Here is a 23744-nt window from a genome sequence, read left to right as displayed (position 1 = left end):
ATTGAGCTAAACCAAGTTTCATTGATATCCATGCGATTTAAGCTTCCTAATGTGGTGCGGAGTGGGGTCAAAGCAACTGGCTTTTGGCGCGATAATTCCTTGATTTTGAGAGAGTTTCAATACTTTCCGGGGGTTGCGATCGCAGCGATCACGTTTGCGTTGTGTGCAGCATCCTTTGAAGGATTTGGGTTCGGATTCCTGCTAGCGTTTTTGCAAAGTCTCGTTAGTCCGACTGCTAAACCGTTTCAAACTGGGTTGAACTGGTTTGATATTTGGATTTTGGGAGTCAATACCTCCGCGACGAGTCGGCTTTATCGAGTGTCTGGTCTAATTCTCGCTTCCACTTGGATTCGAGCCGGATTTAACTACCTAACCCAGGTTTACACCGAGTTAACGCAGCAAAAACTCGTCGATCGTCTTCGCAAACAGATTTTTGAACAACTGCAAGCGGTAAGTCTGAGCTATTTTGGCAAGACGCATTCGGGACAGTTGATCAATACGCTGACGGGTGAACTGGGTCGATTGCAGTCAGCATTTTCGTTGATTGCTTACATGATTACTAAAGGATCAACGCTAGTAGTCTATGCAGCGTTGATGTTTACAATCTCTTGGCAATTGACGGTGATTGCTTTGATGTTGTTCACACTATTGGCAGTGGGGTTATCAAATCTAAATTCGCGAGTGCGTGAAAGCAGTTTTGCGATGTCAACCGCCGCTGGAGCATTTACCACCATTTCGTTAGAGTTTATCAGTGGCATTCGCACGGTGCAAGCTTCTGCGACTCAAGACTATGAGCGCAAACGCTTCTATCAATCCAGTCAGGCGATGCTCAAGACCAGCATGAAAGCGGCAACCCGCAGTGCAGTCGTGAGACCCGTTGCAGAGGGGTTAGCGACCACCGTTTTAATCAGCATGATTATTGTGGCGATTACCATCTTCGTGGCTAATGGAACGCTGCAAACTGCGTCACTGCTGACGTTTTTGTTTATTTTGTTTCGGCTCGTTCCGGCGGTGCATGAGTTGAACGGCAACCGGGCACAGTTGAGCGGATATGGAGGCACGATCGCTAACATTACCGAGGTGCTGCGAGCCGACAACAAACCCTATTTGCAAGATGGAACTCATCAGTTTGCAGGGTTAAAAACGGCGATCGAGTTCGTTGCGGTTGATTTTGGTTACGATCCGGCATCTCTGGTGCTGAGAGACATTACGCTAACCATTCCTCGCGGCAAAATGACGGCGCTAATTGGGGCATCGGGTGCAGGAAAAACAACTCTGGTTGATTTGATTCCTCGTTTCTACGACCCGACACGGGGACACATTTTGATGGATGGTCGGGATCTGCGATCGTTTTCCACTAAATCTCTGCGGCAAAAGATGGCGATCGTCAGTCAAGACACGTTTATTTTTAATGCGTCGGTGCGCTATAACATCGCCTACGGGTTAGAAACCGTCAGCGATGAGCAGGTCTGGAACGCCGCGAGACAGGCAAACGCGCTAGATTTCATTTTAGAAATGCCGCACCAGTTTGAAACCATGCTAGGCGATCGAGGAGTACGGCTCTCAGGTGGACAACGGCAGCGACTCGCGATCGCCCGTGCCCTTTTGCGGAATCCCGAAATTCTGATTCTCGATGAAGCCACCAGCGCTCTCGATTCAGTGTCAGAACGATTGATTCAGCAATCACTAGAAGACATCTCAGAAGGACGCACCGTGATTGCGATCGCACACCGTTTATCAACGATTATTCGGGCTGATAAAGTCGTTGTTTTAGAACAAGGTCAAATTGTTGAGCAAGGCACTTATCAAGAACTTCTAAATCAGCGCGGTAAACTATGGCACTATCACCGAATGCAACACGAAGTAGACGTGAAAACTGATGGATAAAAGATTATATGTTTAATCCTTAGAAGTTAAGAGGCGTGGATTAAATAACCTGTCAATCTTGTCATCAAATATCCTGATTTGTCATGTCTGGGATCTTCGCCCCCTAAATCCCCCATTCTGGGGGACTTTGAAACCGGGAATTTTAACTCAAAGTCCCCCAGAATGGGGGATTTAGGGGGCACAAGCCGATTCAAACGGAGCCATCAACGAACTTAGACACTCTGGTTGAGTCCGAGCAGTTGCACCTTAGTAAATCCACGTTCCTAACCCATCTATTGAGGCTAAATCGATGCACTTAATTGCCTTAGAACAAGAACCGACCTCACTGCGAGGCGGACAAGAAAAAAACCTGATAGAAATCTGTCGTGACTTAGCTGCTCGGGGTCACAAAGTCACACTGCTCTATGAACAAGAAGGCAACTTGCTTGACCAATATCGTGAGTTTTGTGAATCTACCCTGCACATTGACGCTTATGGGTTCGATCGCCGCCGACCCAAAACCATTTTGCAGTTTGTTCGTAACGTTGTCGGAATTGGCAAAATTCCGGTCTACGCCAATAGCGTTGTGTTTAGCAACGTCTGTCATACTGCGACGTTTGGTTATGCCTTGTCTCGGTTAAGAGGGTTGCCCTTCGTCTGCTATTTTCAGATTCCTTCCTGTGAGGTTAATCGACAAATTCGCTTTGCGCTCGATCGCGTTGATCACTGCATTACCGTTTCTCACCAAACTAAGCAGAGTTGGGTAGACTATGGTTTGCCTGACTCAAAAATTGAGGTAGTTCACAATGGCACTGATACTCACAAGTTCAGACCTGCTCAAGATTTCTTAGCCACCCGCAAACAGTGGGAGATTTCTGAACGTGCAAAAGTTGTTTCCTATGTGGGTCGAATTGACGAGGATAAAGGACTTGAATATCTTATTAAAGCGATCGCACTTTTAGCCATTCAAGAGCCAAATATTAAGCTGATAATTGCTGGAAGACCTGTCGTTCATTTCAACGTTTTGAAGGGCGAAGAATGCGAAGAGGAAGGCATGGGATATCAGCGATCGCTAGAGCAGTTAGCAAAAGATTTAGGCATCGCCGATCGAGTTCAATTTGTAGGTTACTTATCAAATCCGGCTGCTCTTTACCAAACTAGTGATATCAGCGTCTTACCTAGTGTCTGGTCAGAACCGTTTGGGCGATCGATCATCGAATCTTTAGCTTGTGGAACGCCCGTTGTTGCTAGTCATATCGGGGGAATTCCTGAAATTTTGACGGGGGAGTTTGCAGCTAACCTAGTGACCGCTGGAGATGAAAAAGCCTTAGCCAAGCGAATTTCTGAGGTAATTTATTGGCGAGAAACTGATCCTGAATTTGGGCAGCGATGCTCTGATCATGTGGCTAAAAAATTCAGCTTAGAAAGCATGATTAGTGGAGTAGAAAGAGCGTTGCTAAACGTTGCACAAACCTAACTACCTTCGCCTACCATAATGAACACTCCTCGAATCTTTTCGGTTATTGAAGGCTACATCGGGCATCGCACGTATGGGCAACTGATGCAAAATTATTTTAGCCACTCCGACGGCTGCAACATTGACCTTTATTGGCACGATCAAGACCGAGAATTACATAGCAAACTTTTGCGTCGCCTTTTAAGTTATCAATCATCTAATCACTGGGTTCGTAAACAAAATTTTGATCTTTTTCTATTTCGGGTTCAACTTGCTCTTGCCTATTTGTCAAGACGAGTTCTGCTTAGAAACTTGGGCAAAGCCGACTATTCTGCGCTGCATTTTCACACGCAGCCGCTTGCCTATTTATGTCTAGATTTAATGCGAGAAATGCCTACTGTGATCAGCCTCGATCGCACTGCCGCTCAAGCTTCGAGAGAATACACGAAACCTAACTTACGATGGACGTTTTCGCCCAATCTTCGCCTTGATAAAAAAGTTTTTGAAGCCGCAAAAGACGTTGTGACTTTCTCTGAAGCTGCGCGACGATCGGTGATCGACGATTATGGCATTATACCCGAAAAAGTTACTGTCATTTATCCGGGTGTTGACCTTAAAAAAATTCCGCTTGCTGCTTCTACAACAAAATCTAAACCTTACAAAATTCTATTTGTGGGCGGTGATTTTGAGCGCAAAGGTGGACATGACTTGGTGAAGGTCTTTCTCGAAAAGTTTGCCGATCGAGCCGAATTGCACCTCGTGACGCAAACACCCATTCAAGCCGATCATCCCAACATTTATCTCTACAAAAACATCAAAGCTTACACGCCAGAATGGTTGCAGTTATATCACCAGGCTGATGTGTTTGCGATGCCAACTTATGCCGAGCCGTTTGGTTGGGTATTTCTTGAAGCAATGGCAGCGGGGTTGCCGATTATTGCTACTCATATCACCGCGATTCCTGAAATGGTCACACACGGCGAAAATGGTTTCTTAATTGAACCGGGCGATCGCACTGCCCTAGCGCAAAGCATTGAACACTTAATTAACAGCCCTGAATTGGGGCAAAAGATGGGGCAGCAAGGACGGCAATTAGTCGAGCAAAAATTCAATGCCCAAACGCATTTTGAGAAGCTGGAAAACCTGCTAAAAGGAGCAATTGCCCCACCCTATGCAGTTTCAAACGTATCCGATCCGCGATGCGCTTTGAAATCGTAAAAGCTTTCTGACCTTTCATCTAGTGAGCCAATGAAAACGTTATTTACGTGTCATTATCCCTTTGATATCAACGCGGGTGCGGCTGGCGTAACCTGGCGGCTCGGTCAAGAATATCAAAAGTTAGGACACGACGTTCACTATTACTCGATCGACAATATGCCAGAACGACTTCACAAACTGGCAAGATTTTCGGCATTTCCGATTTTCGTCGCTCGTCAAATTTCTCAATTGTTAGATCAAAATGCGGTTGATGTGGTCGATGCTTCCACTGGGGATGCTTGGATGTGGGCAACTCTATTGAGCAAGTTTCGCAAGCGTCGTCCTCTTTTAGTCGCGCGGTGTCACGGCTTAGAGCACATCGAACACCTGGAATATCTGGAAGAAGCGCGACGAGGTAATCTGCGCCTGAGTTGGAAATATCCGCTCTATCGCGGCAGCATTCGCCTCTGGGAAGCCGCTGCATCAATGCGTTATGCTGATGTCGTTTTGTTGCTCAATCAGCGCGATCGTCAATATGTGATCGATCATTTAGGCATTCATCCCGATCGTGCTCACATCGTTCCCAATGGCATTCCTGATCATTATCTCAATCTGCCATTTGAGCCGACTCCCGCCCCAGGTGAACCGTTACGTATCGCTCAAGTCAGCAGCTATATCGTCCGCAAAGGCATTCAATATGGCACACCTGCGCTCAATCGCATTCTCAAACGTTATCCTCACGTCGAGGTGAGTATGTTAGGCACCGAGCGTCCTGCCGAAGAGGTCTACGCAGAGTTTGATCTAGAGGTGCGAGATCGCGTCAAGGTCGTTCCTTATTACGCCAATAACACGCTGCCAACCTTGCTCAAAGGACATCACATTAAACTCTTTCCCACAATTTCCGAAGGGTTTGGCGTTGCTCTGATTGAGGCGATGGCGTGTGGGTTAGCGCCGATTACAACAGATACACCCGGCCCGCTAGAAATTGTGCAAGACGGCAAAGACGCGATCGTCATTCCCTGCCGAGATAGCGGTGCGATCGAGCAAGCATTAGAACAGTTGATCGGCGATCGGGAATGGCTCGATCGACTCCGCCGCAATGCTTACAAAACTGCCCAAACTTACCAATGGTCACGGGTGGCACAAGACAATCTCCGATGCTACGAAAAAGCCCTTTCACTATGACTCCTGCTCCCTCTCGCCTCTTCTACCCTGCCCCCGCCTGGATTGCTATTCTCAGTCTTGTGCTGTTCTCAGCGCTCTGTCTAGCGGTTCATGCAGGTGGATTGCTGCGATACGCATTTCCGGCTGGTTCTCTGGCGATCGGGGCGTTTCTCTACTGGCGCTATCCCCTGCTCTATGTGGGGTTTACGTGGTGGATTTGGTTTTTAGCAGCATTTGTGCGCCGATTAATAGACGTGCAAGCAGGATGGGCTGATCCCAATCCGGTGCTGTTAGCGCCGTTTTTGGTCACGATCGTCTCTCTGCTCACCTTCGCCAAAGAGTTGCCCAAAGCCATAAAAGGAACAGGTTTACCCTTTGCGCTTTGCATGATGGGAGTGGTCTATGGCTTTTTGGTTGGGTTGATCAACTCCCCACCGCAAACGGTGGTTGTCCCGTTGCTAAATTGGTTAGCTCCGGTTGCGTTTGGCTATCATCTCTACGCAAATTGGCGCATTTATCCCGACTTACGTCAGATGCTTCAGCGCGTTTTTGTGTGGGGCGTGTTGGTGATGGGAGCCTATGGAGTCGTGCAGTTTTTAATTGCGCCAGGATGGGATCGTTTTTGGCTCCAGAATCAAACTACCCAAGTTTTTGGAACGCCAAACCCTTTAGGAATCCGAGTTTTTAGCACCATGCATTCTCCGCAGCCATTTGCGTGTGTGATGGTCGCAGGATTGTTTTTACTGTTTGCAAGTCGAAGTTCGCTACGATTTCCAGCATCAAGCGTGGGTTATCTTTCACTGCTATTATCGTTGGCTCGATCGGCGTGGCTGAGTTGGGTAGTTGCATTAGTGGTATTTTTGCCATCACTGAAACCAAAGTTACAAATGCAGCTTATTTTGACGCTCTTAGTCATGATGATTGTTGTGTTGCCGTTGACGACGATCGATCCGTTTGCGTCAGTAATCAGCACTCGTGTTCAAACCATATTTTCGGGGCAAAATGATGTGAGTTACGCCGATCGATCGCAGGGTTACAGCACAGTTCTCACAGACGCTGTAACTAATATCCCTGGTTTAGGAATGGGATTCGTGCTTAAAGACTCTAGCATTGGCAGCAACGATAGCGGAATCTTAACGCTGCTGTTAACACTCGGATGGCTCGGACTGTTGCCTTATCTAGGAGGATTGCTATTGCTGATTGCGAGTTTGATTCAAAGTCGTGAGGCGATGAATGATTCGTTTATGAGTGCAGCGAGAGCGATCGCGATCGCGACCTTTTCTCAAATTGGGTTAAATAATGTGATGTTGAGTTCGTTTGGCATGGTGTTGTGGGGTTTTATCGGCATTACGATCGCGGCCCGACAATATTATGCAAAATCAGCGTTGGTAAGCCAATCTTAGAATCAACTCGTTTGGAGTAATCTCTATGACTCAAGTAATAAAACCATCCAAACTCATTAACATTTATTGGATTCTAGGTTTCTTAGTCATTAGTTACGGCATTTTTGCCTTGAATGGCTATGGAAATGACGACGACACCTATCGGATGTTAAATACTTGGAAAACGCTAATTAGCGAGGGTAGATATGTTCCATCCAGGTTTCAAGGCAATTTAATTCCAGAATTGACGATCGGACTAGCTTCTGAAATTGGAGGATTTTATCTTGCAAACTTTATTTCAGTGGTGCTTTCTGTCTCAAGTCTATTTATTTTCTATGCGCTGCTTTTAAGAATCACGACTTCTTTAATCGCTGTTTTATCGGTGTTGGCAATTGCGTCAAATCCCTTTTGGATTATCGCCTCCACAACATCAATGGATTACATTTATGGGGTGTTTTTCTTTATTTTAGGACTCTTCATTCTGATCAAAGAAAAGCCGAGATGGGCTGGCTTTCTGTTTGCGGCGGCGGTTTCTTCGAGGTTGACCTATGCACCGATGGTGGCGATCGCGTTTCTACTTTACTTTCCTTACACTCAAGGAAAACTTAAGCTTAGAAACTCATTGATTCAAGGCTTTCTAGTTTTTTTGGTGGCTTCTGGCGTTTTCTACCTACCTGTTTTTTTCGCCTCTGGAATGTCCCTTTCTTTTTTAGCAATTGGGCCGGATGCCTCTGGTGGATTTGTCGGCATTATTGCTAGATTTGTCTACAAAAATATTTACTTCTGGGGACTTCCTGCCTTTGTTTTTTTGATCATCTTCTTTATTCAAGACAGAAGCATCTATCAAAAAATTGTCACGAATCCTTTTCAAAAGGTTCGAGTTGAGAAACTGCTATTTCATGGTGCTTTATGGTGCATTATCTATAACGAAATCATGTTTTTCAGGCTTCCTCATGAATATGCTTATCTGTTACCACTTTTGTTTAGTGTCACTTATTTAATGGCAACTTCCGATCGCGTCAAAAAAACTCGATATTTGAGCCTTTTGATCGGGCTACAGCTTTTATATGGGCTGATTTTTAATCTTGATGTGCTTCAAACTTATCAAAAAGATCCAGTCGCCAAAACAATTCATTCAGACTCTGCAAAAATTCATGTTTCAATCAAAGAAGGCGTTTTAATCAGAGAACTGAATTGGCGATCGACCTATCAGGCTTATCAGTTGAGCGAGTTCAACAAAAAATGGCATCCGTGACATGATAGGGACAGTTTTGAAATGCCCCTATCTACGTCTAATTAAAGATCGAATCTGTGTACGGGCATGGCACTGCCGTGCCCATAGACCTTGCAAATAACCGATCCGATTTAATCCACGATCTTAATGGCTGGCAAACACTTTCGCCGCCGCCGCAACCCCGGCACCCGACGTAAAGCCCTCATGCCCCAACTCTTGCAAAGTGGCTTCTAGCGCAGCGATCGCCGTTAGCACATCGCGATCGCTGACAAAGCCCAAGTGACCAATGCGGAAAATCTTGCCCTTGAGGTGATCTTGTCCGCCTGCTAACACGATGTCAAACCGCTTCTTCATCACCGATCTAATCTGCTCGGCATCAACACCGCTTGGCATCACCGCCGTAATCGCCGGACTCGCACACTCATCTGCCGCCAATAAAGGCATCGCCATCGCTTGCACCGCGGCGCGAGTTGCCGCCAACAGTCGATGGTGACGGGCAAAAATGGCTTCTAACCCTTCTGCCTGCATCATTCGCAACGCCGCTTGCAGCGCAAAAAACAGGTTGATCGGCGGCGTGAAAGGAGTCGTATTCTTGGCGGCATCTTTGCGATATTTGCCCAAATCCAGATAATAGCGAGGCAGTTTCGCCGTTTTATACGCCTCCCACGCTTTGGCACCAACCGCCACAAACCCTAACCCCGGCGGAATCATGTAGCCTTTTTGAGAACCCGATGCCACCACATCTAAGCCCCACGCATCAACCGGAACATTTGTTGCCCCTAAACTCGTCACTGTATCGACGATAATCAGCGCTTTGCCGTGCGCTTTAACGTGACGATTAATCGTTTCGAGATCGTTGATCACCCCCGTTGAGGTTTCGCTGTGGGTAATGACGACGGCTTTGATTTGCTTGTCAACATCCGCTTCTAAAGCCAGCCGAAATTGCTCAGGGTCGAGAGGTTTGCCCCATTCAGCCGTGATTCGCTCGGTGTTTAGCCCGTAAGCGTCGGTGACTTCTGCCCAGCGTTCGCCAAACTTGCCGTTAGAACCAACCAACACGCGATCGCCCGGACTCAGAAAATTAATAATCCCGGCTTCCATTACGCCAGTGCCGCTCGCCGTGAGAATCAGCACGTCATTTTGCGTTTGGTGAAGCCACTTTAAATTGGCGGTGACTTCTGCCATAATTTTGCCAAAGTCAGCGCTGCGATGCCCGATCGGATGCTTCGCCATCGCTAGCAAAACCTGTTCCGGCACAGGGGTCGGGCCCGGAATCATCAGCATTAGCTTGTCGTCCATGAGAATGTCCTTCTAAGTGGGAGGATGCAATTTTTTGTGCATGATCCAGGATCGCATAAGTAATCCGCGATCGGGTTTAATCCAATCGGAAATTAATTTAGCCTTTGCTGTAGCGGAGTTGCGGTGTCATAGGCTTTACCTCATTCTGATCGTCGCCTCTTACCATCTTATCTAGGGTTCTGAAATGATGATTGAATATTCAAGAAATGCCCTGTTACGATCGGTTTCGATAAGTGCGGCGGCGGGTCAAAAAGTCGGGCAAATCAATTTTGAGATCTTCGTTAAAGGAATCAGTTCTGCTCGTTAATTGATTGGATGGCTCGACTGCGATCGTCGATGCGGCTTGAATGGCAGCAAAGATCTCCGCTAATTCGGGTGACTCATCAGCCGAGTCGGTTTCTAGAAGCTCTTTTAATTGCGCGACTTTATCTTGGGTGCCATAAAAGCGATCTTTCCAATGCTGCACGGCGGTTTCATATTCGCTGGCTTGCTGTGCTTGACTAAGAATTTGCTCCTGCATTTCGGCGGCTTGTCGCTCTAATTCGGCAATGCGGGTTTGGCTTTGTTCACGATCGAGTTCTAGCTCTTGACACGCCTGTTGCAATAGCGCTTGAGTTGCCATCTGCTTGACGATCTGAGCCTCTAACTCCTCCACCTTTTGCAGCGAACTTTGGGTAGAGTTTGAAGTCTGCGTCAAAGCGAAGGAATTTAACGATGAATCACTCGCCTGATCGATCGCAAAGTCGCCTTCTAGTCGGGCTTCTAACTCATTGATCGCCGTGTGTCGATCGTTGAGTTCGCGGTAGAGCCGTCGAATCTGTTTCTGCGCTTCTTGCAGGTGTAGCTCTAAATTTGCGGCTAGACTGCGCGCCGTTAACTCCTGAGATTCTAGTTCCAACACTCGCTGCTGCTGGGTTTGCATTGCCGCTTGCAGTTCGTCTATTTGGGAGATCAAGTGAGTTTGCTGAGGCTGATCGGCGCGATCGTGACTAAGCTGCGATCGCAATCGCTCTAACTCAGCTTGTTGATTTTGGGCAAACGTTTCTGCCGCTCCAAGCAACCTCTGATAGTCTTGCTCTCGCGTCTGCGCCTGGTGAATTTGCTGCTCAAAGGCGGCTTGTTTCTCAGCAAACTGTCGCTTTAGCTGATTGATTGCCTGTTGCTGAACGTTGGCAATCTCTTCGGTGGAAGCAAGCTGCTCTTCTAGAAAGCGCTGATCGATGATTTGCAGCCGTAGCTCGTTTAAATTAGAAATCGACTGGTCTAGCGCTAACTCTAAATCCTGAATTCGCTCAAGCTGGTGGCGGATCTTGGTTTGCATCTGGTCTATCTCAGCTAGAATGCTAGACTTCGCCGAGATTTCTGGCGCGACAGAGCGATCGGGTGGCTGATCCGATGACTCTAAACTATGAACAGCGTTCGGTTCAGACACTCAGAACCTCCCCAAAACCTGATCTCACCTGAGAAGCTAATCCTTAGTTTCCTATAGTAGACGCAAAATCAGAAATATTGACGACGACTTAGATGACTGGCCAAAATCGCCCGATCGTCAAATCTTAGGTTCTTGAGGCTTTGCCGTTTTTTCAACGTTGGGAGGCGCTTCAAGGCTGTTGAGTGACCAGCGATATTCAATATCTAATCGATTTCGCTCACAGTTTTCTTCCAGATGTTTTTGTTGAGAATAAGCCTTTCTCAGCGTGATGATTAACTGGTGAACTTGCTCTCGCTGCTGGGTTTTCTGGCTGACTGCAAACATTGTCTGCCGCTCTAACAGTTGCAGCAACAACTCATAGTGAATGTGCGAAGGAAGGGGAATCGGCTCCATGTAACACTGACCTGGCTAAAGGAAAAAACGATCGACGAGAAAAATCAGCCTAGCGAGTCACCAATTGCACAAGCGCTTGACCCGGATCAGGCTGTTTAATTAAAGATTCTCCAACGAGAACTGCCTGGGCACCCGCCTCGACTACCAAATCCAGGTCGGCAGAGGTGTGCAACCCTGACTCGCTGACGACCAAAATTTCCTGTGCTGCAAGTTGATCGCCCCGTGCGGTTAGCAGTTGCCGAGTGGTGTCTAAATCAACCGAGAAGTCTTTGAGGTTGCGATTGTTGATGCCGATCATCGTGACTCCTGCGAGTGAAAGGACGCGATCGAGTTCTTCGAGCGTATGCACTTCAATTAGAGCCACCATTCCTAGAGTTTTGACGATTTTCAAGAAATACTGCAAGTCTTTGTTAGAGAGAATCGCCGCAATCAGCAGCACCGCATCGGCTCCGTGTAGCCGCGCCCAATACATCTGGTAAGGATAAACGATGAAATCTTTACACAGCAGAGGCAAATCGACGACTTCACGAATTTGTGCGAGATTCTCAAAACTGCCTTGAAAAAACTTCTGATCCGTTAAAACAGATAGACACGATGCCCCACCCACTTGATAGGATCGAGCGATCGCGACGGCATCAAAATCTTCTCGAATCACACCTTTGCTGGGCGATGCTTTTTTGACTTCGGCAATCACCGCCGGGTGAGTTTTCCCTTGGCGTAAGGCGGCTACAAAATCGCGCGTTGGGGCAACTGACTGCATTTTTTTCTGCAACTCTGCAAGCGGGAGTCGATCGCGCATCTTCGCGACTTCAGCTTCTTTTTGCCAAACGATTTCCTCTAAAATGTGGCGCGGCTCTGCATCAAAAACATTCGCCTGATAGCGGACATAAGGGATAGTAATTGCAGGATTAGGCGGACGACGACGAATCTCCATTTAGGTAGCCAGAAACCACAAACAAACAATCAGCATGATTTGAGTCGGTCTAAGTCAGAGCCGTTGCGACCATTGACCCACACAAAACCCTAATTAGTAGCGTAACGCAATTCCCGAATAGTTCTGAGTTTTGGGCAATTGGGATCACTGACGTTTCTCAACTCAAACTTCTCCTAGGAACGTGGATTTATTAAGGTGCAACTTCTTGGACTCAACTAGCGTGTTTATTAAGTTCGTTGATGGCTCCGTTTGAGTCGGCTTGTGTCCCCTAAATCCTCCACGAGTAGGGGACTTTGAGCCAAGATTCCCGGTTTCAAAGTCCCCCAGAATGGGGATTTAGGGGGCGAAAATCTCAGCCATAACGAATCAAGCGAGTTGATCACAAGATTGACAGGTTATTTGATCCACGATCCTTAGTGGATTGCGGCTCGTTTATAGGCTTCGTCTAAAATCTCAGACAAGGTGGGATGGGTGTGGACTAAGAACGCCAAAGATCGAACTGATTGGCGATTGGCGATCGCGTTTGCCGCTTCTTGAATCAAATCGGCGGCGTGGAGTCCAATAATGTGAGCGCCTAAAACCTCTCCAGTGTCCGATCGATAGATCAGTTTGGCAATTCCTTCGACTTCTCCTTCAGCCAGTGCTTTGGCGTTGCCCTTAAAATAAGTCCGCACCGCAGACACTTCAAATCCTTCGGCTTTGCCTAATTCTTGCGCTGCGGGTTCGGTCATGCCCACAAAACTAATTTCAGGATGCGTAAACGCCGCCGCCGGAATGCTGCGATAGTCTACTTCGCGATCGCGTCCGCAGATATTTTCAACCGCAATCACGCCCTGAGCCGCCGCCGCATGAGCTAACATCATTTTGCCTGTGGCATCGCCGATCGCCCATAAATGAGGAACGGGTTCTCCGGCTGAGAGGACTTCTAAGCGATCGTTCACGGGAATATAGCCTCGCCGATCTAGCTCGACGCTGACCGATTCTAACCCCATCTCTTTGGCGACCGGAATTCGACCTGTGGCGATTAAGCAAGCATCGACTTCGAGAACTTCGACGACTTCTTTGGTTTTTGCGTCTGCAAGTTCGATTACCACAGGCGAACCGGGGGTGACTTTCATTGCCAGCATTCCGACTTTGGTTTCGATGTCGCGAGGGGCGATCAGAATTCGCTGCGCCAGCTTTGCAATGTCGGGATCGAATCCCGGCATGAGCTGATCGAGCGCTTCGATCATCGTCACTTCGCAGCCTAGAGCGGTGTAGACATCGGCAAATTCGAGACCAATATAGCCACTGCCAACGATCGCGATCCAGGGTGGCAGACTCTCTAGCTTGATTGCGTCGTCGCTGGTGAACACGGTTTTACCGTCTAGCTGCACACCCGGAGGCACAAAGGGCACTGATCCCGGTGCGAGAATAATCTCTTTTGCGGTGATTACTTGCTCACCTGCGTCGGTGGTAATCGCCACTTTTTGAGAACCTGCGACACGACCCCAGCCGTGAATCACATCGACTCCGACCCGCTTCAGGCTGTTGATTAGCCCGTCTCGCTGTTTGGTGACAATGCCGCCTGCATGATTAGCGATCGCGCCTCGATCAAATGAGACATCGCCCACTTGAATTCCTAATGCTTTTAAGTGGTGAGCGTTGCGAAGTTCTCGCACTCGACCTGCCGCCGCTAGCAGCGCCTTAGACGGAATGCAGCCCCGATTAACGCAGGTGCCGCCCATTTCTGCCGCCTCGATAATGGCAGTTTTTAGCCCACAGTCAACCGCATGGAGGGCTGCACCATGCCCACCAACGCCCGCGCCAATAATTACTAAATCGTAATCAAATCCGTCAGTCACATCTGCCTCCTGGTGCTGATTGCTCTACTTATTTTCGTCTGACAAGGGCGGATCAGACAACCTTTCAGGCAAGAGTGCCTCAGAAAACCCCAAACTTTAAAGAAAACCAAACCCTATGAAGTTATTATCAACAACGAAGTCTCGATCGTAATGAAACCATTTAGTTTAGATTGGGCATTCTGATCTGGGTAGATACTTAGCGAAACCGTGATCGACTGAGCCTATAAGGATGTTGACTTTTTTAAAGCCTCAGCCGATTAGAATTTTGATCCTTGAATTTGGAGTCAAGCATGATGGATCTGCAACAGCAAGACGCACGACGTGCCGCAGCTAGAGCATTTATTGAGTCGCTCGATAAACTGCAAGAAACGCTCTGCTCTGATGCAGGTCAAGTCGTCACCCCTGAACCGGAAGCCGTTGAAGAGGTGGTTGATCATCCTTCTGAGACTCCGGTAGAAATTAATCTCGACACGTTAGAGCAAGCAGTGGCCGATATTGAGCGATTCATGCAGGCAAAAAAGCAGGATTAGAATTGAATCGCCATCAAAAACGGGCAACTTAATGGCAATGATCCTAGGGAGACTCAGCTCTCTAGCATTTGTAATTGATATAGGCTCGCATAAAGCCCGCCTTGACTGAGCAACTCTTCGTGACTGCCCGACTCAACGAGCTGCCCTCGCTTCAGCACCAAGATGCGATCGACGTTGCGAATCGTCGAAAGTCGGTGAGCAATAATAATGGCGCTACGATCTTCTAGCAACCGTTCTAGGGCTTCTTGGATCAGTGACTCAGTGCCGACATCCAGGTTTGCTGTGGCTTCGTCGAGCACTAAGATTTGGGGATCGCGAATGGCAGCACGGGCAAACGCCAAAAGTTGTTTTTGTCCACCAGAGAGATTGGTGCCGCGCTCACGCAGCATCGTGTTATAGCCTTGAGGCAACCGTTCGATCAGGCTTGCCACGTTGGTAGCTTCAGCCGCCGATCGAATTTGATCAAAGGTATAGGTTTCGCCCAGTGTAATATTGCTTTTGACATCTCCGGCAAACAAAAATCCGTCTTGTAGAATGATTGCCATTCGTCGCCGCAGTTCAGCTTGGGGCAATTGTCTGATGTCAACACCATCGAGTAAGATTCGTCCGTTGGTTGGCTCATAAAGCCGACTTAATAGGCGAATGATTGAGCTTTTTCCCGCTCCGGTGGGCCCCACTAGCGCAACTTTCTCACCGGGACGAATCGTGAAATCTAAATCTTTCAGAACATAATCGTCTTGTTTATAGGCAAACCAGACGTGTTCAAACCGAATCTCGCCGGGGGTCGTGGGTGTTATGGATGTTCCCTTGTGTGACTTTTCTGGGTCGCGAATCTCGATCGGTTCGTTCATGATGTCGCTGACCCGCTCGACTGCCGTAAACCCAGCTTGAATCGCGGTGAATTTTTCGGCAAACTGGCGCAGGGGATCAAACAAACGTTGGGCAAACAAAATGAAGGTAGACAACAGCCCAAAGTCAAGCTGACGGTTCATTACGAGCCAGCTACCCACGCCCAAAACGCCCGAAATCGCGACGAGAGAAATCCACTCTAGCGTGGCAGACACCGCAGAATCGTGAAAGATCGTACGATCGACTTCGTGAATATAGCGTTTGTTAACGGTGCGAAAGAGTCCGCCGTTAAATTGCTCTCGTCGAAATAGCTGAACAACGCTGATCCCCGTAATGTTTTCCTGCAACATCGAGTTGAGCGAAGACAATTCTTCTCTCGCCTTATAGTTTGCTTTACGATATTGCTGCTGAAAATAGATGATCAGCCCTGTCACTGGCAACAGCAACAGCACGAGCAGCGTTGCCAATTGCCACTGCCGAGCGAACATGAACCCGGTGATCACCAGAATCGAAAATAGGTCATTCACAACCCCGATCGCGCCCGTTGAAAACACTTCTCCTAGCGCTTCGACATCGCTAGTGAGCCGCGTGATTAACCGCCCAACTGGAGTGCGATCGAAAAATCGGACTCCCAGCGACGTGACGTGATCAAACAAATCGTTGCGAATGTCTGCGGTGATGCGCTGCCCAACTTTTTGCACGAGATAGCTTTGGGTGCCGTCTAAAATCAATCGCGTCAGAATCGTGATTAACAATAGCCCCGCCAAAAAATTGAGTCCCTCAGTCAGCGATCGGCTACTAAGAAAGTCAATTTCAATGCTAAAAAAGCTCCAACTCGTAGGCTCTCGCTTGAGCAACGAGACGGTCTGACCGATCAAAATCGGCTGCATAGCATTGGCGATCGCCGATGGCACCAAAAACACCATCGACAGCAGCAGCAGCCGCATGTTCTTTTTAGCGTAAGGAACCAGCCGCAAAAAAAGTCGCCAATCCGTTTCTTTAGGACGACGGTTGGGTTGATCAGCGAGAGAGTGGGTCATAGCAATTTTGTAAAAAGCTTGCGGCACGATCGCACGCAGAGCTTAGGGCAGACATTTGTTTAACGTGAGTTCGACAGGAGTGGTTCGTTTCACCTGTGAATTCGGAAGCCCCCTAAGTTCCCTAACTTGGGGGACTTAGAACCGAAAATTTTGGCTTGAAGTCCCCCAAATTGGGGGATTTAGGGGGCAGAAGCCGCTGACAACGAAGCGAAAAAACTCGCCGAACTGACGTTTGTTTAAGCTTAACGAATCTCACGTCGCGACGGGCTGACTCACCTGTTTGCGAATCTGCTCAACGCAGTTATATAGCCCATCGGTGTCAAGGCGATAGCTGAGAGGGTGGGCGATCAGCCGCGCCGTACTTTGAAACAAAACATCGATTTCAATCAAGCCATTTTCGCGCAGCGTGTTGCCCGTCGCGACCAGATCGACGATCGCCTCAGACATCCCCGTGATCGGGCCCAACTCTACCGAACCGTAGAGCGGAATAATCTCCACAGGCAAATCTAAACTCTGAAAATAGTCATGAGCACAACGGACAAACTTAGAAGCGACCCGTCCGTTGAGCGGCAGTTCGAGCGACGATCGATAAGGACTTGATGCCTTCACTGCCACAGACATTCGGCATTGCCCAAACCCCAAGTCAACTAATTGGGCAACATTGGCGCTTTTTTCTCGCAGCACATCATAGCCGACTACGCCCAACTGTGCTTGCCCATATTCGACATAGACTGAGACATCAGAATTTCTCACCAGCAGTGCTCTAGCGGTGTTAGTCGGATCGGTGATTTGCAGTTGACGATTGCCCACCTCTAAAAAAGCACTAAAGTCAAGCCCGATCGCTTGCAGCAGTCGAATGCTGTCTTTGAGCAAAGCACCTTTGGGTAATGCGACAGTAATCATAAGTAGAGTTTTGAGTTTTAACGTGCGAATACTTCTAGTCGATGACGAAATTGAAATGGCTGACCCTCTGAGCCGATCGTTAATGCGCGAAGGATATACCTTAGATGTGGCTTATGACGGTCGTCAGGGGTCACACCTCGTCGAACAAAATCACTATGACTTATTGATTTTAGATTGGATGTTGCCCCACCAGTCAGGCTTAGACATTTGCCAACAGTTACGATCGCGCGGCGACACCACCCCAGTTTTGTTTCTCACGGCTAAAGACACGATCGACGATCGGGTGCAAGGACTCGACGCTGGAGCCGACGATTATTTAATCAAACCCTTTGAGCTAAGAGAATTGTTGGCACGAGTTAGAGCATTACTGCGTCGTCCCGCGACGTTAGAATCTGCTCCTGATCTGCGGCTCCACGTCGGTGATTTAGAGCTAGATTCTCAAAATCAAATTGCTTATCGCAAAGGACGGGCGATCGAGCTTTCTGAAAAAGAAAGCCAACTGCTGGAGTGTTTCATGCGGCAGCCCAATCAACTGCTGACCCATGACCAAATCTATCAACACCTTTGGAGCGACGGTGAAAAGCCGACCAGTAATGCGCTTGCGGCTCAGATTCGCTTACTGCGTCGCAAAATTGAATCTGAAGGAGAAACGCCTCTAATCTCAACGGTCTATGGCAAAGGCTATCGATTTGGCGGCGGTGACCTTTAGCTCCAAGGTTATGCAACCTGACTTAAAATTTCTGTAGAAGCTGATTTGGAATAGTCGTTATGCAAGCTGCTTTCAAAGTGACCACAAAAGTGCTGCCAGGTAACAAGATTGAGATTCAATTGCCATCTGGCTCTGAAGGCGACGAGGTGGATGTGTTTGTTGTCCTGCCGCAAAAGGCTTCGGTTTCTCAGAGTAATGTTCTGGACATGATTGAGCAAGCTCGTAAACGCTATGCTTTCCGAACGGCTGAGGACATTGATCAGCAAATTCGATCGGAGCGGGAGGCATGGGACAGTTAACCATTCCAGCATCGGCGGTTGTGTATGCAGACACCTCCATCTTTATTTACACGATTGAGGTGAACCCAGACTATTATGGGTTGCTCCAGCCTTTGTGGGCAATGGTTCAGGCAAAGCAGGTCGAGATTGTCAGCAGCGAATTGACTCTTATGGAAGCATTAGTAGTGCCGCTACGTGATGCCAATACAGGTCTTGTTAGCACTTATGAGCAGTTCTTGCAGTCTTCTGATATTCAGCTAGTGCCGATCGACCAGGCTGTATTACGCGGTGCGGCTCGGCTACGGGCAACAACAAACTTGAAAACGCCTGATGCAGTTCATGCCGCAACTGCTTTAAGTGGGGGATGCACTATCTTTCTGACGAATGACAGTCAATTTCGCACAGTTCCAGGATTATCCCCGATCGTACTACGAGAGGTGCTAGCGGCTTAAGCGAAAGGTCGCTCAATTTGGTCAAGTCTCATTTACTGACGCTTTGCCGCAGGTTTCTGACCAACGTAATCACCGTCACCTCTGGCGGACAAAACAATCGCCCAGGAAAGTAAGTGCCCAAACCGCGATTGACGTAGAGGCGATTGTCACCAACCTGATACAAGCCCTGTGACCATTCCCAGTGTTTCATGACTCGATAGCAAGCCCGCAAAAAAGGCAGACGGTTTCGGGTGCGCGTCGGAAGGCTGCTATAGAGTTTGGCAGACAGCGCCGAAACATTCCCCAACCCTGGAATCACAATCTGACCGCCGTGAGTGTGCCCTGACAGTTGCAGATCGACTCGCCACTGTTTCAGCAGCTCGGCGCAATCGGGGTTGTGGGCAAGGACGATGCGCGGCACCGCTTGAGGGACTTGATCAAGAACTCTCGACGCTTTAAAGTCCGGCGACCAATATTCGGGTAGCCCAACGATCGCCAGCCCTTCCCCAAATGGATAGATCACCTGATCCCATAAAACAGACACATCAATGCGAGTGAGCGCTTCTGTAATCGTGGCTCTGCTAGAGCGGTGATGGAGATCATGGTTGCCCAAAATTGCACAGACCCCGGCGCGGCTGCGAAGATGTTTGAGTTGCAGAGCCAAGGGATAGATCGGGGCAGGATCGTCTGTGACAAAATCACCTGTGATCACCACTAAATCAGGCTCGGCTTGATTAGTCGCCTCGATTGCCTGTCTCAATAAAGTGTCAGACAATCGCCTGCCGTCGTAGTGCAAATCTGAAAGCTGGATGATCGTCGTGCCGTCTAGGGCGGGGGGCAACCCCACGATCGGAATGGTCAATCGGTCAACTTTTAGCGAACCTGTGAGAAGTCTGTGCATCGTCTGGGGTCTGACAGCGACTACAGCTTAACAAAGGGTAAAGAAAGAAAGGATGAAGAAGGGATGAAACAACGCTCGTGATCGACCCTCTTTTGTGATTTAAACTCCCTGCACTCTTGAGCGATAGTCTGCACTGTTTTGCCCATCGGTGCCACTGGTCGGATTTTGCTGGGCGAGTTGACGTAATCGCACCACCCGATCGCTGGCCGCTGGGTGATTGCTCAAAAAGGTCGGCGCTGATCTGCTAGTCACCAGTTTTTGCATGAAGGCAGCCATTTGCGATTGAGCATATCCCGATCGCCCCAAGGTCGCCAGCCCTCGCTGATCGGCTTCATATTCGTCTTTGCGACTGTTGGGGAGATTTAAAGCGAGTTGAACGCCAATATTGACTGCCGTGCTGCGATCGAGGCCCGCAACTCCCAATAAACCTTGAGCAATTGACTTTTCTCGCATTTGCTTGATGGCGTGACGGGCAGCGATGTGACCAATTTCGTGACCCATGACGCTGGCAAGCTGTGCCTCGTTATCGGCGGCTTTTAATAAACCACGGTGGACGTAAACAAAACCGCCCATTGTCGCAAAGGCATTGATGCTGTCAGCATCGACAACCTGAAACGTGTAGCGAATATTAGGGCGATCGCTCTTAGCCGCAAGCCGCTGCCCTACCTGATTTACATAGTTCGTAATTCTAGAATCGCGAACTAGTCTGACCTGACTTCCGGTAATTTCTTCGTTGATTTGCTGACCCAGCGCGATTTCTTGGCGATCGTTGAGGCTAGACAACTGCACGACTTGAATGCCTCTTAAAAGCAAGTCTGCCCAAGAAAACGCTTGAGAAGCGAGCGGTTGACCTACCCAAATGCTGAGGGCAACCACCAGAGAAATGAGGGGATAAAACCAGCGCCGATACGATCGTTGAAAACGTTGATGAATCATAAAAGTGCGAGTTCAGATAAAGAAGGGATTCGCTGCGCTCAGACCAGCCCAAGAGCAAACCATTTAAACAGGAGACGGGTGTGATTGAAAATTGGTTGCAGTCTGCCCTAAAGTTCTCTATCAGCCAGAACGATCGTCGAGAAGAACCCGTAGTTCGCTGTCTTCTGCTGCTATTGATCATGCTAATCTAGGGAGCTAAAAGTCAGCCGATCATCTGAAGCAAACTCTAGAATTTTGGCAGTCAGTAGCGTGCTATAACTCATTACCGTATGGGCGAAATTTAGCACGTTTTTGCAATCAGTTTTCTTCTCTGACATCGCAACGGGGATTAGTATTTATGGCTCTTCTAGATTCTCAAGGTCGATTATTTGGCAAAGTCAGCATTCTTGATGTCGGGGCAGGACTCGTCATTTTGATGGTGATTTTTGGGATTTTCTTCTTCCCAGGAACGTCTGGCTCGATCGCTCAAACCTCTTCTCCGAAGCCGATCGAAGTTGATGTGGTCGTTCGCGGACTGAGTGCCACCGACCCTAAAAGTTTGATTAAAGAGGGTGACAAAACCAACATCATCGTTCGCAAACAGCCATCGGGAGAAGCCACCCTTAAGGTGGTGAAGTTTTTGCCTCGAAATACGATCGTGCCTCAGCCTGATGGCTCTGTGAAAGCGCTGCCAGACCCCAGACCTGAAGTGTCATTTGCTAACGATATGGTTTTGACACTGGTGAGCAAGGCGCAGATGACTAAAGATGGCCCTGTTTTGGGGGGTGAAAAAGTCAAAGTCGGCACTACGATCGAGCTAGATGGCCCAGCCTATAATTTTTCGACTAGCGTGATTTCTGTCCGGGTCGAGAAGTAGGTCACAAAAAATAGGGGCAGATCTTGAATCTACCCCTAAATCCTGAAATTTAATGCTGCTTGACTTGGATGAGACGAATTCACGTACAGAATCTTTTACGGACTTGACAGCATCACTTGTCTTGGGCTTTTTCAAGTGACTTCTTTAAGGTGTCTTCAATCGAACCCGCGCCCTGAGAATTGGAAGGACGCTTCATGTTTTCAGCGCCAGCCGTTCCTTGAATGTCATTAAGTGCGCCACCTTGCGCCCGCTCGGTTATGGCCTCAAGACCTTGAGGACCGCCCTGGTCGATCGCGTCTTTAGCTGTGCGCTCATACGTCTTAGCGGTTTCACTGGCTTCGTTCTTCATCGGCTGATCTTTGGTTGGCAAACCAGAAGCTAGTGCGGGCATGGCTAGTGAGAACATGAGAACCGCACATAGACAAGCCGTGAGAACAGAGCGAACCGTTGATAACAGAGACTTCATACAAACTTCCTCCAAATAGAAGCTAAATTTTTTGAGATTGGCAATAAATTCAATTTTAGTCTGTGTCTATCTACCCACAATTTCCAGCGTGTTCGCGTCTGTATCTGGAGTGACGTTTTGCTGGTTTTAGGCAATTATTTTGTCTATCGGAGGATAGATGTAAGCGTTTTTATTGTCCTTTAGACATAAATTCTACTCGCGGTAAAAGGGGATCTTCTACGACTCCAAAGCCCTTAAAGCCCCAGCGATCGAGCACCCTAGTCAACTGCGTTCCGGGCATCGTTTCGACTGAGAAGCGATCGCTGACACCAACTGCATGTTTGTTTAAATAGCTCAATGCGTCAAAGTGTTCACGAAACAAAAGAACATAGCCCGTTTGCGGCGAACGAGCTTCGTCACGATCGTTACGATCAGGGTAAGCGGCAAGATAACTGCCATCGGCTCTAGAGCGAATTAGATAATAAGTTTCAGACAGCATAAAGATTAAAATTGCGAACCACAAAACCCGAATTCAGGTAGGGGCATGGCATTGCCGTGCCCCTTAACAATGCCGTGCCTAGTTAATATCCGCCAGGTCAATTCTAGGATCAACCGCTTTTAACAACAGATCAGCAATCAGGTTGCCTAGAATCAGCATCACTGCGCCCATCATTAGACTTGCCATGACTAGATATAAATCTTGAACCTGAACGGCTTGCAGAATTAATCGTCCTAGCCCTGGCCAGTTGAAGAAAAACTCAGTGATAAAGGCTCCGCTTAACAAACTGGCAAACTCAAATCCGAGTAGGGTAACGATCGGGTTAATTGCATTTCTGAGAGCGTGGACGTAGATGACTCGATTTTCAGGCAGCCCTTTGGCTCGTGCGGTTTGAATATAGTCTTGCCGCAAAACGTCGAGCAATTGCCCGCGCATAATTCGCTGCAATCCAGCAAAGCTAGCGACGCTGAGGGCGATCGTCGGCAAAATCAAGTGCCAACCAACATCGACAATTTTGCCCAAAAACGATAAGTCAGCGTGATCAATACTGGTTATATCTCCGACTGGGAAGAGGGGGGACGTGTTTTGGGCAAAGATCAGCAGCAGCAGCGCCGTAATTAGACTAGAAAAGCCCTGTCCCGTGTAGCTCACGACTTGCAGGACACGATCGACCCAGCGCTGTTGATAAATAGCGGCGGTAATGCCCATCGGAATCGCGATCGCCCAAGTCACCACTAGCGATGAAATTGCGAGCAGCAGCGTTGCCGGAACTCGCTCGATCAAAAGCGACACCACCGATCGATTGTAGGCAAAACTCGTGCCAAAATCGCCTTGAGTGACAATGCGCCACAGCCACAGAAAGTACTGTTCTATCCAAGATTTATCTAACCCAAACTGTTGTCTGAGTTGCTCAATACGTTCGGGGGAAATCTTGGGATTTTCTTTCAGCGTATCGAGATAGTCACCCGGAGACAGTTGAATGATAAAGAAACTCAGAGCCGAAGCTAACAGCAATGTCAGCAACGCTTGCAGCAGACGCTTTACCACAAATATCGAGGTGTCGCTGGTGATTGCGTCGGTGAATCGCTCCCAGCCCGATTGGAGTCTTCCAAGGACAGATACAGTCATTTTGGGGTCAGGGTTCAGGGGTTAAAAAATCAGTGACA

The 23744-nt window shown here is 48.3% G+C and carries 23 protein-coding genes; 11 read left to right on the top strand and 12 right to left on the bottom strand.

From position 1 onward, the window contains the following. The first annotated feature begins 30 nt into the window (after window positions 1-30). From hepA to C7B65_RS07015, 6 genes are all read left to right on the top strand, one after another. Window positions 31-1887, top strand: a complete 1857-nt coding sequence (gene hepA, locus C7B65_RS07040; protein WP_073070120.1) for a heterocyst formation ABC transporter subunit HepA — start codon at window positions 31-33, stop codon at window positions 1885-1887. Window positions 1888-2176: 289 nt separating this feature from the next. Beyond that, window positions 2177-3343, top strand: a complete 1167-nt coding sequence (locus tag C7B65_RS07035; RefSeq protein ID WP_073070119.1) for a glycosyltransferase family 4 protein — start codon at window positions 2177-2179, stop codon at window positions 3341-3343. An 18-nt stretch (window positions 3344-3361) separates the two neighbouring features. Further along, on the top strand, window positions 3362-4540 hold the full coding sequence (locus C7B65_RS07030; protein WP_073070118.1) for a glycosyltransferase family 4 protein: 1179 nt from the start codon (window positions 3362-3364) through the stop codon (window positions 4538-4540). 30 nt (window positions 4541-4570) lie between these two features. Beyond that, a complete protein-coding gene (locus C7B65_RS07025) occupies window positions 4571-5704 on the top strand; it encodes a glycosyltransferase family 4 protein (RefSeq protein WP_073070117.1) in 1134 nt (377 codons plus the stop codon). After that, on the top strand, window positions 5701-7086 hold the full coding sequence (locus tag C7B65_RS07020) for a glucose-6-phosphate isomerase (RefSeq protein WP_083582753.1): 1386 nt from the start codon (window positions 5701-5703) through the stop codon (window positions 7084-7086). Before C7B65_RS07025 ends, C7B65_RS07020 begins: the two co-directional genes overlap by 4 nt. 25 nt (window positions 7087-7111) lie before the next feature. Continuing rightward, window positions 7112-8320: a glycosyltransferase family protein gene (locus C7B65_RS07015; RefSeq protein WP_073070115.1), complete on the top strand. Its 1209-nt coding sequence runs from the start codon at window positions 7112-7114 to the stop codon at window positions 8318-8320. Window positions 8321-8443: 123 nt separating this feature from the next. On the opposite strand, the gene C7B65_RS07010 is transcribed toward C7B65_RS07015, so the two are convergent. The 5 genes from C7B65_RS07010 to lpdA form a co-directional block, all read right to left on the bottom strand. After that, on the bottom strand, window positions 8444-9598 hold the full coding sequence (locus tag C7B65_RS07010; RefSeq protein ID WP_073070114.1) for a pyridoxal-phosphate-dependent aminotransferase family protein: 1155 nt from the start codon (window positions 9596-9598) through the stop codon (window positions 8444-8446). 214 nt (window positions 9599-9812) lie between these two features. Beyond that, a complete protein-coding gene (locus tag C7B65_RS07005; RefSeq protein ID WP_073070113.1) occupies window positions 9813-11030 on the bottom strand; it encodes a coiled-coil domain-containing protein in 1218 nt (405 codons plus the stop codon). A 117-nt stretch (window positions 11031-11147) separates the two neighbouring features. Further along, window positions 11148-11423 carry a DUF5340 domain-containing protein gene (locus C7B65_RS07000; protein ID WP_073070112.1) on the bottom strand — a complete coding sequence of 92 codons (276 nt, stop codon included), beginning with the start codon at window positions 11421-11423 and terminating at the stop codon, window positions 11148-11150. 49 nt (window positions 11424-11472) lie between these two features. Further along, window positions 11473-12357, bottom strand: coding sequence for an indole-3-glycerol phosphate synthase TrpC (gene trpC, locus C7B65_RS06995; protein WP_073070111.1), 885 nt, complete (start codon window positions 12355-12357; stop codon window positions 11473-11475). 413 nt (window positions 12358-12770) lie between these two features. After that, complete coding sequence (gene lpdA / locus C7B65_RS06990) at window positions 12771-14201, bottom strand: dihydrolipoyl dehydrogenase (RefSeq protein WP_073070110.1); 1431 nt, start codon at window positions 14199-14201, stop codon at window positions 12771-12773. A 290-nt stretch (window positions 14202-14491) separates the two neighbouring features. Here lpdA and C7B65_RS06985 point away from each other — a divergent pair, with 290 nt between their 5' ends. Then, window positions 14492-14731, top strand: a complete 240-nt coding sequence (locus C7B65_RS06985; RefSeq protein WP_073070109.1) for a hypothetical protein — start codon at window positions 14492-14494, stop codon at window positions 14729-14731. 53 nt (window positions 14732-14784) lie between these two features. Here C7B65_RS06985 and C7B65_RS06980 read toward each other — a convergent pair whose 3' ends face one another. Then, window positions 14785-16620 (bottom strand): ABC transporter ATP-binding protein, encoded by a 1836-nt coding sequence (locus C7B65_RS06980; protein WP_073070108.1) that lies wholly within the window; start codon window positions 16618-16620, stop codon window positions 14785-14787. Between the two features lie 252 nt (window positions 16621-16872). Continuing rightward, entirely contained in the window at window positions 16873-17523 is a 651-nt protein-coding gene (gene hisG, locus C7B65_RS06975) for an ATP phosphoribosyltransferase (protein ID WP_073070107.1), read from the bottom strand. Window positions 17524-17545: 22 nt separating this feature from the next. Here hisG and rppA point away from each other — a divergent pair, with 22 nt between their 5' ends. From rppA to C7B65_RS06960, 3 genes are read left to right on the top strand one after another with little or no spacing between them, the layout of a single operon-like run. After that, window positions 17546-18232 carry a two-component system response regulator RppA gene (gene rppA, locus C7B65_RS06970; protein WP_073070106.1) on the top strand — a complete coding sequence of 229 codons (687 nt, stop codon included), beginning with the start codon at window positions 17546-17548 and terminating at the stop codon, window positions 18230-18232. A gap of 59 nt (window positions 18233-18291) precedes the next feature. After that, window positions 18292-18531, top strand: coding sequence for a hypothetical protein (locus C7B65_RS06965; RefSeq protein WP_073070105.1), 240 nt, complete (start codon window positions 18292-18294; stop codon window positions 18529-18531). Further along, the gene (locus C7B65_RS06960) at window positions 18519-18962 is read left to right on the top strand and encodes a type II toxin-antitoxin system VapC family toxin (protein ID WP_073070104.1); all 444 of its coding nucleotides are present in this window, start codon (window positions 18519-18521) and stop codon (window positions 18960-18962) included. The genes C7B65_RS06965 and C7B65_RS06960 overlap by 13 nt, the downstream gene beginning before the upstream one ends. Before the next feature lie 28 nt (window positions 18963-18990). Here the strand turns inward: C7B65_RS06960 and C7B65_RS06955 are convergent, their stop codons facing one another. Both C7B65_RS06955 and C7B65_RS06950 read right to left on the bottom strand, forming a co-directional pair. Then, entirely contained in the window at window positions 18991-19842 is an 852-nt protein-coding gene (locus tag C7B65_RS06955; protein WP_073070103.1) for a metallophosphoesterase, read from the bottom strand. A gap of 99 nt (window positions 19843-19941) precedes the next feature. Further along, window positions 19942-20778, bottom strand: a complete 837-nt coding sequence (locus C7B65_RS06950) for a M48 family metallopeptidase (protein ID WP_073070102.1) — start codon at window positions 20776-20778, stop codon at window positions 19942-19944. A 337-nt stretch (window positions 20779-21115) separates the two neighbouring features. On the opposite strand from C7B65_RS06950, the gene C7B65_RS06945 reads away from it, so the two are divergent. Next, window positions 21116-21634, top strand: coding sequence for a DUF4330 domain-containing protein (locus C7B65_RS06945; protein WP_073070101.1), 519 nt, complete (start codon window positions 21116-21118; stop codon window positions 21632-21634). 112 nt (window positions 21635-21746) lie between these two features. Here C7B65_RS06945 and C7B65_RS06940 read toward each other — a convergent pair whose 3' ends face one another. The 3 genes from C7B65_RS06940 to C7B65_RS06930 all read right to left on the bottom strand — a co-directional run bounded on the left by C7B65_RS06940 (window position 21747) and on the right by C7B65_RS06930 (window position 23706). Beyond that, window positions 21747-22100 carry a hypothetical protein gene (locus C7B65_RS06940; RefSeq protein ID WP_073070100.1) on the bottom strand — a complete coding sequence of 118 codons (354 nt, stop codon included), beginning with the start codon at window positions 22098-22100 and terminating at the stop codon, window positions 21747-21749. 169 nt (window positions 22101-22269) lie between these two features. Then, entirely contained in the window at window positions 22270-22578 is a 309-nt protein-coding gene (locus C7B65_RS06935) for a hypothetical protein (RefSeq protein WP_073070099.1), read from the bottom strand. 78 nt (window positions 22579-22656) lie between these two features. After that, window positions 22657-23706, bottom strand: a complete 1050-nt coding sequence (locus tag C7B65_RS06930; RefSeq protein ID WP_073070098.1) for an ABC transporter permease — start codon at window positions 23704-23706, stop codon at window positions 22657-22659. Between the last annotated feature and the right edge of the window lie 38 nt (window positions 23707-23744).

It is taken from the genome of Phormidesmis priestleyi ULC007, from assembly GCF_003003695.1.
Classification (GTDB): Bacteria; Cyanobacteriota; Cyanobacteriia; order Leptolyngbyales; family Leptolyngbyaceae; genus Phormidesmis_A; species Phormidesmis_A priestleyi_A.
Note: the sequence above shows the minus strand (reverse complement) of the source record. Positions and strands in the feature narration are given on the sequence as shown.

Excerpts from the sequence above, each read along its gene's own strand:
- hepA (WP_073070120.1), top strand. The coding sequence starts at position 31 with ATGCGATTTAAGCTTCCTAATGTGGTGCGGAGTGGGGTCAAAGCAACT.
- C7B65_RS07035 (WP_073070119.1), top strand. The coding sequence starts at position 2,177 with ATGCACTTAATTGCCTTAGAACAAGAACCGACCTCACTGCGAGGCGGA.
- C7B65_RS07030 (WP_073070118.1), top strand. The coding sequence starts at position 3,362 with ATGAACACTCCTCGAATCTTTTCGGTTATTGAAGGCTACATCGGGCAT.
- C7B65_RS07025 (WP_073070117.1), top strand. The coding sequence starts at position 4,571 with ATGAAAACGTTATTTACGTGTCATTATCCCTTTGATATCAACGCGGGT.
- C7B65_RS07020 (WP_083582753.1), top strand. The coding sequence starts at position 5,701 with ATGACTCCTGCTCCCTCTCGCCTCTTCTACCCTGCCCCCGCCTGGATT.
- C7B65_RS07015 (WP_073070115.1), top strand. The coding sequence starts at position 7,112 with ATGACTCAAGTAATAAAACCATCCAAACTCATTAACATTTATTGGATT.
- C7B65_RS07010 (WP_073070114.1), bottom strand. The coding sequence starts at position 9,598 with ATGGACGACAAGCTAATGCTGATGATTCCGGGCCCGACCCCTGTGCCG.
- C7B65_RS07000 (WP_073070112.1), bottom strand. The coding sequence starts at position 11,423 with ATGGAGCCGATTCCCCTTCCTTCGCACATTCACTATGAGTTGTTGCTG.
- trpC (WP_073070111.1), bottom strand. The coding sequence starts at position 12,357 with ATGGAGATTCGTCGTCGTCCGCCTAATCCTGCAATTACTATCCCTTAT.
- C7B65_RS06985 (WP_073070109.1), top strand. The coding sequence starts at position 14,492 with ATGATGGATCTGCAACAGCAAGACGCACGACGTGCCGCAGCTAGAGCA.
- C7B65_RS06980 (WP_073070108.1), bottom strand. The coding sequence starts at position 16,620 with ATGACCCACTCTCTCGCTGATCAACCCAACCGTCGTCCTAAAGAAACG.
- hisG (WP_073070107.1), bottom strand. The coding sequence starts at position 17,523 with ATGATTACTGTCGCATTACCCAAAGGTGCTTTGCTCAAAGACAGCATT.
- C7B65_RS06965 (WP_073070105.1), top strand. The coding sequence starts at position 18,292 with ATGCAAGCTGCTTTCAAAGTGACCACAAAAGTGCTGCCAGGTAACAAG.
- C7B65_RS06960 (WP_073070104.1), top strand. The coding sequence starts at position 18,519 with ATGGGACAGTTAACCATTCCAGCATCGGCGGTTGTGTATGCAGACACC.
- C7B65_RS06955 (WP_073070103.1), bottom strand. The coding sequence starts at position 19,842 with ATGCACAGACTTCTCACAGGTTCGCTAAAAGTTGACCGATTGACCATT.
- C7B65_RS06950 (WP_073070102.1), bottom strand. The coding sequence starts at position 20,778 with ATGATTCATCAACGTTTTCAACGATCGTATCGGCGCTGGTTTTATCCC.
- C7B65_RS06945 (WP_073070101.1), top strand. The coding sequence starts at position 21,116 with ATGGCTCTTCTAGATTCTCAAGGTCGATTATTTGGCAAAGTCAGCATT.
- C7B65_RS06940 (WP_073070100.1), bottom strand. The coding sequence starts at position 22,100 with ATGAAGTCTCTGTTATCAACGGTTCGCTCTGTTCTCACGGCTTGTCTA.
- C7B65_RS06935 (WP_073070099.1), bottom strand. The coding sequence starts at position 22,578 with ATGCTGTCTGAAACTTATTATCTAATTCGCTCTAGAGCCGATGGCAGT.
- C7B65_RS06930 (WP_073070098.1), bottom strand. The coding sequence starts at position 23,706 with ATGACTGTATCTGTCCTTGGAAGACTCCAATCGGGCTGGGAGCGATTC.